This is a genomic window from Patulibacter defluvii (assembly GCF_034096925.1).
Lineage (GTDB): Bacteria > Actinomycetota > Thermoleophilia > Solirubrobacterales > Solirubrobacteraceae > Patulibacter > Patulibacter defluvii.
Genome location: NZ_JAWZSQ010000002.1, coordinates 126,611 through 140,655, shown reverse-complemented (window position 1 = coordinate 140,655; position 14,045 = coordinate 126,611). Strand labels below are relative to the sequence as shown.

The 14,045-nt window shown below is 74.8% G+C and carries 11 protein-coding genes; 8 read left to right on the top strand and 3 right to left on the bottom strand.

Translation table 11 applies throughout. The annotated features are described in order from the left end of the window. Window positions 1–99: 99 nt before the first annotated feature. The gene (locus SH587_RS02765) at window positions 100–1,053 is read right to left on the bottom strand and encodes a cation diffusion facilitator family transporter (protein ID WP_320669029.1); all 954 of its coding nucleotides are present in this window, start codon (window positions 1,051–1,053) and stop codon (window positions 100–102) included. A 150-nt stretch (window positions 1,054–1,203) separates the two neighbouring features. Next, window positions 1,204–1,953: a hypothetical protein gene (locus tag SH587_RS02760; protein WP_320669028.1), complete on the bottom strand. Its 750-nt coding sequence runs from the start codon at window positions 1,951–1,953 to the stop codon at window positions 1,204–1,206. A gap of 109 nt (window positions 1,954–2,062) precedes the next feature. Here SH587_RS02760 and SH587_RS02755 point away from each other — a divergent pair, with 109 nt between their 5' ends. The 8 genes from SH587_RS02755 (at window position 2,063) to rhaD (ending at window position 12,534) form a co-directional block, all read left to right on the top strand. Then, window positions 2,063–3,607 carry a Vgb family protein gene (locus SH587_RS02755; RefSeq protein ID WP_320669027.1) on the top strand — a complete coding sequence of 515 codons (1,545 nt, stop codon included), beginning with the start codon at window positions 2,063–2,065 and terminating at the stop codon, window positions 3,605–3,607. Window positions 3,608–3,651: 44 nt separating this feature from the next. Next, the gene (locus SH587_RS02750) at window positions 3,652–5,160 is read left to right on the top strand and encodes a Vgb family protein (protein WP_320669026.1); all 1,509 of its coding nucleotides are present in this window, start codon (window positions 3,652–3,654) and stop codon (window positions 5,158–5,160) included. A gap of 71 nt (window positions 5,161–5,231) precedes the next feature. Then, entirely contained in the window at window positions 5,232–5,972 is a 741-nt protein-coding gene (locus tag SH587_RS02745) for a (Fe-S)-binding protein (RefSeq protein WP_320669025.1), read from the top strand. Continuing rightward, complete coding sequence (locus SH587_RS02740; protein ID WP_320669024.1) at window positions 5,969–7,417, top strand: lactate utilization protein B; 1,449 nt, start codon at window positions 5,969–5,971, stop codon at window positions 7,415–7,417. Before SH587_RS02745 ends, SH587_RS02740 begins: the two co-directional genes overlap by 4 nt. Beyond that, entirely contained in the window at window positions 7,414–8,082 is a 669-nt protein-coding gene (locus SH587_RS02735) for a LutC/YkgG family protein (protein WP_320669023.1), read from the top strand. The genes SH587_RS02740 and SH587_RS02735 overlap by 4 nt, the downstream gene beginning before the upstream one ends. Window positions 8,083–8,132: 50 nt before the next feature. Beyond that, window positions 8,133–8,957 carry a DeoR/GlpR family DNA-binding transcription regulator gene (locus SH587_RS02730; protein WP_320669022.1) on the top strand — a complete coding sequence of 275 codons (825 nt, stop codon included), beginning with the start codon at window positions 8,133–8,135 and terminating at the stop codon, window positions 8,955–8,957. Next, window positions 8,954–10,408: a rhamnulokinase gene (locus tag SH587_RS02725; RefSeq protein WP_320669021.1), complete on the top strand. Its 1,455-nt coding sequence runs from the start codon at window positions 8,954–8,956 to the stop codon at window positions 10,406–10,408. Before SH587_RS02730 ends, SH587_RS02725 begins: the two co-directional genes overlap by 4 nt. 23 nt (window positions 10,409–10,431) lie before the next feature. Next, window positions 10,432–12,534 carry a bifunctional rhamnulose-1-phosphate aldolase/short-chain dehydrogenase gene (gene rhaD, locus SH587_RS02720; RefSeq protein WP_320669020.1) on the top strand — a complete coding sequence of 701 codons (2,103 nt, stop codon included), beginning with the start codon at window positions 10,432–10,434 and terminating at the stop codon, window positions 12,532–12,534. A gap of 107 nt (window positions 12,535–12,641) precedes the next feature. On the opposite strand, the gene SH587_RS02715 is transcribed toward rhaD, so the two are convergent. Next, a complete protein-coding gene (locus SH587_RS02715; RefSeq protein WP_320669019.1) occupies window positions 12,642–13,940 on the bottom strand; it encodes a serine hydrolase domain-containing protein in 1,299 nt (432 codons plus the stop codon). Window positions 13,941–14,045: the final 105 nt, after the last annotated feature.

Below are 14,045 nucleotides of genomic sequence, written 5' to 3'. Positions count from 1 at the left end.
CTCGGGTGCCCAAGACCGTCATTCGTACGAACCGCGTCTCCGCGTTTTGGCCGTCGGGCCCGTCGCTAGCGCATGGAGGGGAGTCGGAGCGCGGCGGACTCAGCGACCCGCCGGCGGCAGGTCGTCGCGGTCGAGCCCGGCGTCGGCGTAGGAGGCGGGGTCCTCGGCCGGCTCGAGGTGGGTGGTGATCGTCACCGGTTCGAGACCCTGGCGGATGTCGACCTCGAGCCGCTCGATCAGGTCGTGGCCCTGCTGGACGCTCCAGCGGCCCGGCACCACCACGTGGACCGAGACGAAGGCGCGCTGCCCCGCCCGTCGGGTGCGGAGGGCGTGGAACTGCACCTGGTCGTCGGTCCAGCGATCGAGGACGCCCTCGACGTGGGTCAGCTCCTGGTCGTCGAGGCCGCGATCCATCAGGCCGTCGGTCGAGCGGCGGACCAGGCCGACGCCCGAGACGACGATGTTCGCGGCGACGACCAGGGCGACGATCGGGTCGAGGGCCTGCCAGCCGGTGAGCCCGACCAGCGCGACCCCGCCGACGACGCCGGCCGAGGTCCAGACGTCGGTCATCAGGTGCTTGCCGTCGGCCTCGAGCACGAGCGACCGGTCGCGGCGCCCGGTCCGGATCAGGACCAGCCCGACCACCAGGTTGACCAGCGACGCGACGGCCGAGACGGCCAGGCCGACGCCGACCCGCTCGACGTCGGCCGGGTTCAGCAGCCGCTCGATCGCGGCGTAGGCGATCGTCGCCGCGGCGACCAGGATCATGGCGCCTTCGACGCCCGCCGACAGGTAGTTGGCCTTCTCGTGCCCGTAGGCGTGCTCGTCGTCCGGCGGGTGCGAGGCCCAGATCACCGCGACCAGCCCGAAGCAGGCCGCCACCAGGTTGACCACCGACTCGGCGGCGTCCGACAGCAGGCCGACCGACCCGGTGATCGCCCAGGCGCCCGCCTTGAGCGTGATCGTCACCAGCGCGGCGACGATCGCGAGCACCATCAGCCGCCGCAGGCGACGCTCGCGGGCGTCGGGCGGCGAGAGGAACGAGGCAACCATCGGACGGCCGAACATAGGCGGTCCGCGCCCCGCGCGCACCGTTCTGCGCGGCACATCCGCGGGCCCGCGGCGGGCCCGGATCCGGTTGTCGTGCGGGGGCGGTCGCGGTTGTGCCGGGCCTCAGCCCGACAGGGCGCAGCGCCGCCGCGCCTAGCCGCAGTTGGGGGCGGAGCCGGTCCAGGTCGCGTAGACGTAGTCCAACGGGCCCCAGCGGTTGCTGCCCGGCACGTCGGTGGTCAGGCGGGCCGAGGACTCCCAGTCGCACTCGTCGCCGTCGCCGTCGATCGAGAACCGCAGCCGGTCGGCGATCGCCGGCGCCTCGGTCGGCCCGAAGTTGCGCAGGAACCAGGTCAAGCCGGTCCGGTAGGGCACGACCCCGTCCTCCTCGCCGCCGCGCAGGACCCCGCCGTCGGGCCTCCCCCGGCCGGGCTTCGCCAGCGCGATCGCGACGGTCCCGTTGGCCGTCACCCAGGCCGCGGCATCGTCGGTGACCAGCAGCCGCAGCACCCGGTCGGGCGCGGCCGGCGTCGCGGCGGCGGCCGCGGGGATCGCGTCGTCGGTCGCCAGCCAGCGGCGTCCGGTTCGCGGGTCGAGCGCGCCCAGGCCGTCGACCGGCGCCCCGTCCACGACGCGGCGGGTGGTCCAGGCGACCTGGCCCCGCGCGACGATCACCCGGCTGTCCGCGCTCCAGAGGCCGAGCCGGCGGAGCACCCGCCGCTTGCCGCGGGCCCGATAGCAACTCCAGAGGGTCCGGTCGACGACCGACACCCGCAGCTGGGGCGCCCGCTGCCGGTACAGCGCGCGACCGTTCGTCGGGCACGAGCGCGACGCGGCGTCGGCCGGCGAGGGGACCGCGGCGATCGCGGCGACCGCGAGCAGGACCGGGGTGAGATGAGCCACGCGGTGGAGCGTCATGGCGGCAGCCTCGCGGCCGGCACGTGAAGCGGGGATGAAGCGACACACGAACGTCTTCATCGCGGCTTCACGTCGCGGGGAGGAGGATCGCCAGATGCCCCCGATCCCCCGACGCCGAGCCATGCGGACCCTGGCGCTGCTGCTCGCCGCCGCCCTGCTGACGGCCGCGCCGGCGTCCGCGTCGATTGGCGACGTGACCGAGTTCGGCGCCGGGATCTCGAACGGCGCCCAGCCGGTCGGGATCGCGGCGGGACCGGACGGCAACCTCTGGTTCACCGAGGACGGCGGCAACCGGATCGGCCGGATCACCCCGAACGGACAGGTCACGGAGTTCAGCTCCGGCCTGACCGCGAACGCCCGGCCGACCGGGATCGCGGCCGGTCCGGACGGCAACCTCTGGTTCACCGAGTTCGCCGCCGACCGGATCGGCCGCATCACCCCCGGCGGCCAGATCAGCGAGTACGGCGGCCTGACGCCCGGCAGCGCGCCCTACGGCATCGCCGCCGGCCCTGACGGCAACCTCTGGTTCACCGAGGCCGTGGGCAACCGGATCGGGCGGATCACCCCCGGCGGCCAGGTGACCGAGTTCGCCGCCGGACTCAGCGCCGGCGCCGGGCCGGTCGGGATCGCGGCCGGTCCCGACGGCAACCTCTGGTTCACCGAGAACGACGGCAAGCGGATCGGCCGCATCACCCCCACCGGCCAGATCAGCGAGTACGGCGGCCCGACCAGCGCCCCGGCGGCGATCGCGGCGGGGCCGGACGGCAACCTCTGGTTCAGCGAGAACTCGCGGAGCCCGTCCGATCCGGCGACCCGGATCGGCCGGATCACGCCCACCGGCCAGGTGACCGAGTACCCGACCGGCGCCGCCACACCGCAGGTCGCGACCGGCATCGCCGCCGGGCCCGACGGCAACCTCTGGTTCGCCGACCAGCTCGGCGGCCGCGTCGGCCGGATCACGCCGGGCGGCCAGGTCGCGCTCTTCGCGACCGGGATCAGCAACGGCGCCGGACCGGCCGCGATCGCCGTCGGCCCGGACGGCAACCTCTGGTTCGCGGAGCGCAACGGGAATCAGATCGGGCGGATCGCCTCCGGCGTCCCGGCCGAGCGGCCGCTGATCGCCGGTCCCGCCCAGGCCGGGCGGCCGCAGACCTGCGGTCCGGGCGGCTGGCCGGCGGCGCCCCTGACCCTGACGCGACGGTGGCTGCGCGACGAGGCGGCAATCGCGGGCGCGACGGGCGACAGCTACGTGCCGACCGGCGGCGACGTCGGCCACCGCCTGAGCTGTGCGGTGACCACCACCTTCGCCGCCGTCCCGACGCCCGTCACCACCACCAGCGCCGCGGTCCTGATCACGGCCGCCGACCGCGGCGGCCCCGGCCCGGGGCCGCGGACCGTCCGCTGCCGCACGACCGCGCTCCGCCGCCACCGGACGAGGATCGCCTGCGTCCTGCCGACGGCACCCGCCCGCCGCGCCCGGGTCGACCTGCGCCGCGGTCGCGTCACCCTCCACGGCCGCCGCGCGACCCCGCGCACCTGGTCCTTCACCAGCGGCCGGCGGCTGCGGGGCCGCACCCGGCTGATCGTCCGCAGCGGCCGCCGGACCACGGTCCTGCCCGTCACGCTGGCTCGCCGCTAGCCCCTTCATCGGCGCTTCATCCGCCCGCCGGCAGGCTGCTCCCGATGCGCAACCACCCGATCAAGCCCGCCCTGGTGCTGACCGCGCTGGCGCTGCTGGTCGCGACCCCCGCCTCCGCCGCGACGGGCGACGTCGCCGAGCTGAGCGCCGGGATCACCCCCGGCGCCACGCCGTCGGTGATCGCGGCCGGCCCCGACGGGGCCCTCTGGTTCACCGAGTTCAACGGCCAGCGGATCGGCCGGGTCGCCCCGACCGGCACCGTCACCGAGTTCGCCTCCGGCCTCTCCGGCGACGTCCGGCCGCTCGGGATCGCGGCCGGCCCGGACGGCAACCTCTGGTTCACCGAGCTCAAGGGCGACCGGATCGGCCGGATCACCCCCGCCGGCAACGTCTCCGAGTTCGGCGCCGGGATCACCCCGGGCGCCAACCCCGCCGCGATCGCGGCCGGTCCCGACGGCAACCTCTGGTTCACCGAGAACGCCGGCGACCGGATCGGCCGCATCACGCCCGGCGGCCAGATCAGCGAGTTCAGCGCGGGCCTCACGGCCGGGGCGCACCCGATCGGGATCGCGGCCGGCCCCGACGGCAACCTCTGGTTCACCGAGAGCGACGGCAACCGGATCGGCCGCATCACCCCCGGCGGCCAGATCAGCGAGTTCAGCGCCGGCCTCAGCCCCCGTGCCACGCCGCTCGACATCGCCGCCGGCCCCGACGGCAACCTCTGGTTCACCGAGAACGCCGGCAACCGGATCGGGCGGATCACCCCGAGCGGCCAGGTGACCGAGTTCAGCGCCGGGATCAGCCCCGGCGCCGGACCGTCGCGGATCGCCGCCGGCCCGGACGGCAACCTCTGGTTCACCGAGCTCAACGGCGACCGGATCGGCCGGATCACCCCCAGCGGCCAGATCACCGAGTTCGGCGCCGGGATCAGCACCAACGCCGGGCTCGGGGGGATCGCGGCCGGCCCGGACGGCCACCTCTGGTTCGTCGAGTCGAGCGGCGACCGCGTGGGACGGATCGACGCCGGCGTCCCCAGCGCACGGCCGACCGTCTCCGGCACGCCCGCCGTCGGCCGCGAGCAGACCTGCGACAGCGGGACCTGGCCCGCGCCGCCGCGGACGGTCACCCGGCGCTGGCTGCGCGACGGACGCGCGATCGCGGACGCGACCGGCGCCACCTACGTCGCGACCGCGGGCGACGCCAGCCACGGCCTCAGCTGCGCGGTGACCGTCACCCTGCCGGCCGTCCTGACGCCGGTCACGGTCACCAGCGCCGCGGTCTCGATCAGCGGCCCCGCCGCGACGCCCCGCGTGCGCTGCCGTACCGCCACCGCGGGGCGGCGCCGGATCAGGCTCACCTGCACCCTGCCGGGCCCGACGGCGACCGGTGTCCGGGTGACCCTCCGCAGCCGGGCCGGCCGCGTCCGCGGAACCCGGCGCGGACGGCGGACCTACGCCTTCGTCGTCCCGCGCCGCCCGCGTGGGCGGATCACGATCGCCGTCCGCGGCGGCGGCCGCACCACCGTCTGGCCGGTGGTGCTGGTGCGGCGCTGACCCCCCAACCGAACAGAACCAAACAGAAATTGACACTTTCGACCAGGCGGACGTATCCTGCGGCGGCCCCGATGCGAGCCGCGCTGCTGATCACCTGCCTGGTCGACACCCTCTTCCCCGCCGTCGGTCGCGCGACCGTCGCGCTGCTGGAGCGGGGCGGGATCGGGGTCGACGTGCCGATGGAGCAGACCTGCTGCGGGCAGATGCACCAGAACGGCGGCCATCCCGCCGAGGCGACGCGGCTGATGCGGCGGACGATCGCGGCCTTCGCCGACGCCGAGCTGGTCGTCTGCCCCTCGCCGTCGTGCGCCGCCCAGGTGATCCACCACTACCCGCGGCTGGCCGCGGCGAGTGGCGACGCCGGCCTCGAGCGCGAGGCGATCGCCCTCGCCGGCCGCACCCACGAGCTGTCGACCTTCCTGCTCGACGACCTCGGACTGACCGACGTCGGCGCGCCCGCCTTCCCCCACGCCGTCACCTACCACCCGACCTGCCACGGGCTGCGGCTGCTGGGGATCGGCGACCGGCCCCGCCGGCTGCTGGCGACCGTTCCCGGGATCGACCTCCGCGAGCTGCCCGAGGCCAGCGCCTGCTGCGGGTTCGGCGGCACCTTCTCGGTCACCAACGCCGACGTCTCGACGGCGATGCTGACCGACAAGCTGCGCCACGCCGCCGACACCGGGGCCGAGATCCTGACCGCCGCCGACAGCTCCTGCCTGATGCACCTGGGCGGCGGGCTCTCGCGCGGTCGCGCCCGGATGCGGGCGATGCACTACGCCGAGATCCTGGCCGGCGAGGAGGCCCTGCGGTGAGCGACCGCTGGCCCGACCACCCGCCGGCTTTCCCGGTCGCGGCCGCCGCCGCGCTCGCCGACAGCCAGACCCGCAGCAACCTCGCCCGCGCGACCACGACGATCCGGGCCAAGCGCGCCCGCGTCGTCGCCGAGGTCGACCGGTGGGAGGCCCTGCGCGACGCCGGCGCCGAGGCCAAGGACCGCGCGCTCGGCCGGCTCGACGAGCTGCTGGTCGAGTTGGAGCAGCGGGTCGAGGCCGCGGGCGGGCGGGTTCACTGGGCTCCCGACGCGGCCGCGGCGCAGGCGATCGTGGTCGACCTGGTGCGGGCGACCGGCAGCGACGAGGTGATCAAGGTCAAGTCGCTGCTGACCGACGAGATCGAGCTGAACCCGGCGCTGGCCGACGCCGGGATCCGGGCCCAGGAGACCGATCTGGCCGAGCTGATCGTGCAGCTGGCCGGCGATCGGCAGAGCCACATCCTGGTGCCGGCGATCCACCGCAACCGGCGCGAGATCCGCGATCTCTTCCGGCAGCACCTGCCGGGCAACGGCGAGCTCTCCGACGACCCGGCGGCGCTGGCCGAGGCGGCGCGTCGCTACCTGCGGGCGCAGTTCCTGCGGGTGCCGGTGGCGATCTCCGGCGCCAACGCGGCGGTCGCGGAGACCGGCACCGTGGCGGTGGTCGAGTCGGAGGGCAACGGGCGGATGTGCCTGACGCTGCCGCGGACCCTGATCACGGTGATGGGGATCGAGAAGGTGCTGGAGCGGTGGGACGACCTGGCCACGATCCTGACCCTGCTGCCGCGCTCCTCGACCGGCGAGCGGATGAACCCCTACACCTCGCTCTGGACCGGGATCGACCGCCGCGCCGGCCACCGCGACGGCCCCCGCGCGTTCCACCTGGTGCTCGTCGACCACGGGCGGACGCAGACCCTCGCCGACCCCGCCGGCCGCGACGCGCTGCGCTGCATCCGCTGCTCGGCCTGCCTCAACGTCTGCCCGGTCTACGAGCGCACCGGCGGCGCCGCCTACGGCTCGATCTACCCCGGCCCGATCGGCGCGATCCTGACCCCGCAGCTACGCGGACTGAACGCCACGCCGACCCTGCCCTGGGCCTCCAGCCTCTGCGGCGCCTGCTACGAGGTCTGCCCGGTCAAGATCGACTTCCCGACGATCCTGGTCCACCTGCGCGGCCGCGTGACCGCGGAGACGAACGCCTCGGGCAAGGGCGACCACGCCCGCGCCGAGCGGGCCGCGATGCGCGCGATCGGCCGCGTGATGGACAGCCGCCGCGCCTACGAGGCGGCGCAGCGGGCGGGTCGGCTGGGGCTGGCCCTGACCCGCGGCGGCCGCGGCCTGGCCGCCCGCGCCCCCGGGCTGAAGGGCTGGACCGAGACCCGCGACCTGCCGGCCCCGACCGAGAGCTTCCGCGACTGGTGGCGCCAGCGGGAGCGGCCGTCGTGAGCGCCGACGACGCCCGCGCCACCGTCCTGGCCCGGATCCGCGACGCCCTCGGCGACCGCGACCCGCGACCGACCGACCCGCCGCCCGCCGCGCCCGCGCCCGCCACCACCACCGGACCGCCGGACCCCGCCGCCGAGCGGCAGCGGGCCGACCGCTTCGCCGCGGCGGTCGCCGACTACCGCGCGGTCGTCGTCCGCGCGACCGACGACGAGGTCGCCGCGGCGCTCGACCGCGAGCTGGAGCGGCTCGGGGCGACCCGGGTGGCGGTCGCCGACGGCCTGCCCGAGCGGTGGCGGCCGACGCTCGCCACCGAGCCCGGCAACGCGCTCGCCGTCGAGCGGCTGACCGCCCTCGACGCAGTCGTCACCGGCGCCCGGGCCGGGATCGCCCGCACCGGCACGATCGTCCTCGACCACGCCGCCGACCAGGGCCCGCGAAGGCTGACGCTGGTGCCCGACCGCCACCTCTGCGTGGTCCGCGCGGCCGACGTGGTCGAGGACGTGGCCGACGCCTTCGCCGTCCTCGGCCCGCAGGCGGCCGCCGCCGACGGTCCGGGGATCACCTTCGTGTCGGGCCCGTCGGCCACCAGCGACATCGAGCTGCAGCGGATCGAGGGCGTGCACGGCCCACGGACGCTGGTCGTCGTGCTGGTCGGCGTATGGTAGCTTCTGATCACTTCTGATCGACCATGATCGATCAGGGAGGAGAGCGCACCGTGGAGAGCCAAGAGACCCCCGGGCCCGAGCGGCCCCGCCTCGCCGAGGAGCGGCGGGCGCAGATCGCCGACCTGCTGCGGGCCAACCGCTCGGTCTCGGTGGCCGAGATCGAGCAGCGGTTCGCCGTCTCGCCGATGACCGCCCGCCGCGACCTCGCCGAGCTGGAGCGCCAGGGCGTCGCCCGCCGCACCCACGGCGGTGCCGTGCTGCCCGGGTCGAGCCGCCACGAGGACTCCTTCTCGACCCGCCTGGCGACCGCGACCGCCGCCAAGCGGACCCTCGCCGCGGCCGCCGCCGCGACCGTCGAGGACGGCGAGTCGCTGTTCCTCGACTCCTCCACCACCTCGTTCCACCTGGCGCGGGCGCTGCTCGCCGACGACCGTCGCGTGACGGTGATGACCAACGCGCTGCCGATCGTCGAGCTGCTGACCGCCGACGGCCGCGAGACGATCGACCTGGTCGTGGTCGGCGGCCAGCTGCGGCGGATCTCGCGCTCGACTGTCGGCCCGCTGGCGGTCGAGGCGGTCCGGCGGCACTGGGCCGACCACGCCTTCCTGTCGGTCAAGGGCCTGGCCCCGGACGGAGCCCTGACCGACGCCGACCCGCTCGAGGCCGAGGTCAAGCGGGCGATGATCGAGCGCGCCTCGCGGCCGGTGCTGCTGATCGACGCCGAGAAGCTCGACCGCCGCGGCCTGAGCGTGATCGCCCCGCTGAGCGCGATCGGCGAGGTGCTGGTCAGCGGAACCGCCAACGAGGCGGTCGCGCGGCTCGAGGGCCACGGCGCCGACGTCAGCCAGGTCTCGGGCGAGGACGGCGCCGCGTGAGCGCCGCGGCCTACGGCGCCGTCGACCTCGGCGCCTCGACCGGCCGGGTGCTGGCCGGGCGCTTCGACGGCGAGCGGCTGGAGCTGCGCGAGGCGGCGCGGTTCCCCAACCAGCCGGTCGAGCTGCCCGACGGGCGCCACTGGGACCTGCTCCACCTGTTCGTCAAGATCCGCGACAGCCTGGCCCGGATCCCCGACCTGGTCGGCGTCGGCGTCGACACCTGGGCGGTCGACTACGGGCTGGTCGACGAGCAGGGACGGCTGCTCGGGCTGCCGTACCACTACCGCGACCAGCGCACCGCCGGCGCGGTCGAGCGCTCGTTCGCCCGCGTCCCGCGCGCCGCCCAGTACGCGATCAGCGGCACCCAGACGCTGCCGATCAACACCGTCTTCCAGCTCGAGGCCGAGCGCGGCGGCGCCGCCTTCGAGCACGCCGCGCGGCTGGCGATGGTCCCCGACCTGCTCGCCCACTGGCTCGGCGCCGAGCTGGTCAACGAGGCCACGAACGCCTCGACCACCGGCCTGCTCGACGCCCGCAGCGGCCGCTGGTCGCCCGAGCTGATCGACGGCCTGGACCTGCCGGCGCGGCTCTTCGGCCCACTGGTCGAGCCCGGGACCACGATCGGCCGCCTGGCACCGCGGCTGGGGATCGGCGACGCCCGGATCCACGCCGTCGCCTCGCACGACACCGCCTCGGCCTTCGCCGCCGCGCCGATCGTCGGCCCCGACGCCGCGATCCTCTCCAGCGGCACCTGGTCGCTGCTCGGCGTCGAGGCCTCCGCCCCCGCGCTCGGCGACGACGCCCGCGCGGCCAACCTGACCAACGAGCGCGGAGTCGACGGCACGATCCGGATCCTGCGCAACGTGATGGGGCTGTGGCTGGAGCAGGAGCTCTGCCGCGCCTGGGGCCTCTCGGCCGCCCAGATCCAGGAGATGGCCGCGATCGCCGACGCCGACGTGCCGGTGATCGACCCCGACGACCCGGCCTTCCTGGCCCCCGACGACCTGCCGCTGCGGCTGGCCGACGCCTGCCGGCGAAGCGGCCAGCAGCCGCCGACCGACCCCGGCGCGATCGCGCGGATGGTCTACGTCTCGCTCGCCCTCCGCTACCGCTGGGTGCTGGAGCAGCTGGAGCGGGTCCTCGGCCGCTCGCTGGCGACGATCCACGTCGTCGGCGGCGGGGTCCGCAACCAGCTGCTCTGCCAGCTGACCGCCGACCTGACCGGGCGTCCGGTCGTCGCCGGCCCGGTCGAGGCGACCGCCACCGGCAACCTGCTGGTCCAGCTGCGGGCGGTCGGCGAGCTGGCCTCGCAGGCCGACGCGCGCGCGGTCTCGGCGGCGTCGTTCGAGCCGCTGCGGTTCGAGCCGGCGATCACGGCCGAGCGGGCCGACGAGCAGTACGGGCGGTTCCTGCGGGCGCTCGACGCCGCGCCGGAGACCGCCGCCCCCTGACCCCGACCGGAAGGTCCCCATCGATGAGCACCGTCGCTCCCCTGATCCGCCCCGTCGACGACCGCTGGCCCGCCGACGGCGTGCCGGACGATCCGCTCGGCCAGGTGCTGCTGGCGTCGCACCTGCTGGGCGCCGACCGCTCGTTGGCCAACTTCGGCGGCGGCAACACGTCGGCCAAGGGCAGCGCCCGCGACCACGCCGGCCGCGACGTGCGGACGATGTGGGTCAAGGGCTCGGGCTCCGACCTGGCGACGATGACCGCCGACTCGTTCACCGGCCTGCGGCTGGACGACCTCGAGCCGCTGATCGAGCGGGCAGAGATGCCGGACGAGGAGATGGTGGCCTACGTCGGCCGCTCGATGCTCGACCCGGCGATGCCGCGCGGCTCGATCGAGACCCTGCTGCACGCGTTCATCCCGGCGCCGCACGTCCACCACACCCACCCCGACGGGATCAACGTGCTGGCCTGCGCGGCCGACGGCGAGCGGCTGATCGGCGAGCTGTTCGGCGAGCGCGCGATCTGGATCCCCTACATCCGGCCCGGGTTCACGCTCGCGAAGCAGATCGGCGAGGCGCTGCGGGAGCGGCCCGAGGCCGAGCTGGTGGTGCTGGCCAAGCACGGGCTGGTGGTCTGGGGCGAGACGGCCGAGGAGGCCTACCGGCGGACGATCTCGGTCATCAACGAGGCGATCGCCTTCGTCAACGCCCGCGCGGCCGGCCCGCGCCTCGGCGGCCCCGCCGCCGGCGCCGGGACGCTCGACGCCGCCGGCCGCCGGGGGCTGCTCGACGAGCTGCTGCCGGCGCTCCGCGGCGCCGTCTCCAGCGAGCGGGCGAAGCTGCTGGTGGTCGACGACTCGGCGGCCACGCTCGAGTTCGTCTCGGCGGCCCGGACCCCGGAGCTGGTGACCGTCGGCGCGGCCTGCCCCGACCACCTGGTGCGGACCAAGCGGACGCCGATGTGGGTGCCGTTCGACCCCGTCAGCGAGGACGCCGCGACGCTGGTCGAGCGGGTCCGCGAGCGGGCCGCGGCCTACCGCGACGACTACCGCGCCTACCACGCCCGCTTCGCCGACGACCCGAGCGTCAAGGGACCCGGCCAGGACGGTCCGGTGCCGCTCGCCGACCCCGATCCGCGGGTGGTGCTGATCCAGCACGTCGGCCTGGTCGGGATCGCCCCGACGACCAAGGAGGCGGGCCTCTCGCGCGACCTCTACCAGCGGGCGATCGAGGTGATGGCCGGGGCCGACCAGCTGGGCGGCTTCGTCTCGCTCGACGACGGCGAGAGCTTCGCGGTCGAGTACTGGCCGCTGGAGCTGTACAAGCTGGCGCTGGCCCCGCCGCCGGGCGAGCTGCAGGGCAAGGTCGCGTTCGTGACCGGGGCCGCCGGCGGCATCGGCCGCGCGGTCACGGCCACGCTCCAGCGGGCCGGGGCGGTGGTGGTCGGCTTCGACCTCGACGGCGAGGGCGCCGCCGAAGCGGTCGCGGAGGCCGGCGTCGCGGTCGCCGGCGACGTCACCAGCGAGGAGGCGGTCGCCGAGGCCTTCCGGGCCGCGATCCGCGCCTACGGCGGGGTCGACGTCGTGGTCTCCAACGCCGGGATCGCGTCGAGCTCGCCGATCGAGGAGACGTCGCTGGCGGAGTGGGACCGCAACCACCGGATCCTCGGCACCGGCTACTTCCTCGTCTCGCGCGAGGCGTTCCGGCTGCTGCGGGCCCAGGGCACCGGCGGCTCGATCGTCTTCGTGGCCTCGAAGAACGCGCTGGTCGCCGGCAAGAACGCCGCCGCCTACAGCTCGGCGAAGGCGGCCGAGCTGCACCTGGCGCGGTGCCTGGCGGAGGAGGGCGGCCCGGCCGGGATCCGGGTCAACACGGTCAACCCGGACGCGGTCCTGCGCGGCTCGAAGATCTGGCAGGGCGCCTGGCGCCAGGAGCGGGCCGACAGCTACGGCCTCTCGCCCGAGGAGCTGGAGGAGCACTACCGGCGGCGCAACACGCTGCAGGTGCTGATCCTGCCCGAGGACATCGCCGAGGCGACGCTCCACTTCGCCAGCGAGGCGCGGTCGGGCAAGTCGACCGGCAACATCCTCAACGTCGACGGCGGCGTCCCGGCCGCCTACTCGCGCTGAAACGCGACGACCTCCCCGCGGCGCTGCCACGGGGAGGTCGGGTTCTGCGGACGTTCCAGTCGCCGAGCGGCCGGGGGCGTCCTGCAACGCCCCCGCCGGGCGGCCCGTCAGCAGGTCGGGTAGCTGGGGGTCGCGGTCGACCCCGGGTACAGGTGCTCGGCGATCCGGGTGAACACCTGGGTCCAGACCCGCGCGGGCGCGGCGGCCGTGGTGTAGTTCTCGAGCCCGGCGATCGCGGCGCCGCTGGTCGGCTCGTAGAACGCGACGCTGTTGTAGCCGGACATCGCGCCGGGGTGGCCGATCCAGCTGCCGAAGCTCGCCAGGCCCAGCCCGTAGCCCCACTGGGTCGGACCCTCGTAGGCGTACGGCATCGGGCAGAACTGCTTGCGCAGCGCGTTGGTGCTGGCGTTCAGCAGCTGCCCCTGGCCCAGTGCCTTGACGTACTTCTCGACGTCGCCGACGTTCGAGATGATCGCCCCGGCGGTCCAGAGCAGGTTCGGGTTGAACGCGGTCACGTCCTGGGTCGTGCCCGGGATCAGGTAGTCCTTGGCGTAGCCGGTCGCGTACGGCGACGGCATCGAGTAGATCGGGTTGGTGTTCGCCGCGGTCGGGAACTTCGTGTTCGTCAAGCCGAGCGGGGTGATCACGTCGTTGGTGATCACCGTCTCCGCGTCCTGTCCGGTGACGGCCTCGAGGATGAACCCGAGCAGCACGTAGTTGGACTCGCTGTACTCGGTCTTCGCGCCCGGCGCGAACAGCGGCTGGTGCGACGGGTTGCGCAGGATCGTGAGGATCTGCTCCGGCTCGAACGCCGCCCACGGGGTCAGCCCGACCTGCAGCCGGAGGCCCGCGTCCTGCTGGTAGTCGTAGACGCCGGACTGCATCGCCAGCAGCTGCTTGACGGTGATCAGGTTGCCGTTCGGGATCCCGGTCACGAACTGGTCGAGCTTGTCGTTGAGCGACAGGTTGCCGAGCTCGACCTGCTTGAGGATCGCGGTCGCGGTGAACGTCTTGGTGATGCTGCCGATCCGGAAGCTGTCGCCGAGCGCCATCGGCACCTTCGGCGCCGACGAGCGATCGCCGTAGGCCTTCTCGTAATCGCCCTTGGGACCGCTGATCTTGATCGTGATCCCGCCGGTGCCGTTGGCGGTCACCGCCTGCTGGACGGTGCTGTCGACGAACGCCTGGTCAGCGGCGGACAGCGGCGCGGCCTGGGCCGGGGCCGCCAGCGCGAACGTGGCCAGCAGGGCCGCGACGGACGCGCCCGCCGCGGCGACGAGCGAGCGGCGGCCGGGGGCCGCGGCCCCCGGGAGTGGCGACGGACCGCAGTCGGTCGCCGGGTCGTGGGTGGACGAGGCATCGAAGAGCCGCGGGCGTGTCAACGCCCGTGCGATCGACTTCGACATGGGTTCTCCTCCGTCAGTACGTCAAACGACGTTGTCTCGGACAGGGGTGAATCTATTGAAACGTTCCAATGACGTCAAGCAGAAGAGTCAACGAACGTGTGAACG

What these genes read in the sequence shown, in the direction of transcription:
- SH587_RS02765 (WP_320669029.1), bottom strand. Translation starts at nt 1,053, where the DNA reads ATGGTTGCCTCGTTCCTCTCGCCGCCCGACGCCCGCGAGCGTCGCCTG.
- SH587_RS02755 (WP_320669027.1), top strand. Translation starts at nt 2,063, where the DNA reads ATGCCCCCGATCCCCCGACGCCGAGCCATGCGGACCCTGGCGCTGCTG.
- SH587_RS02750 (WP_320669026.1), top strand. Translation starts at nt 3,652, where the DNA reads ATGCGCAACCACCCGATCAAGCCCGCCCTGGTGCTGACCGCGCTGGCG.
- SH587_RS02745 (WP_320669025.1), top strand. Translation starts at nt 5,232, where the DNA reads ATGCGAGCCGCGCTGCTGATCACCTGCCTGGTCGACACCCTCTTCCCC.
- rhaD (WP_320669020.1), top strand. Translation starts at nt 10,432, where the DNA reads ATGAGCACCGTCGCTCCCCTGATCCGCCCCGTCGACGACCGCTGGCCC.
- SH587_RS02715 (WP_320669019.1), bottom strand. Translation starts at nt 13,940, where the DNA reads ATGTCGAAGTCGATCGCACGGGCGTTGACACGCCCGCGGCTCTTCGAT.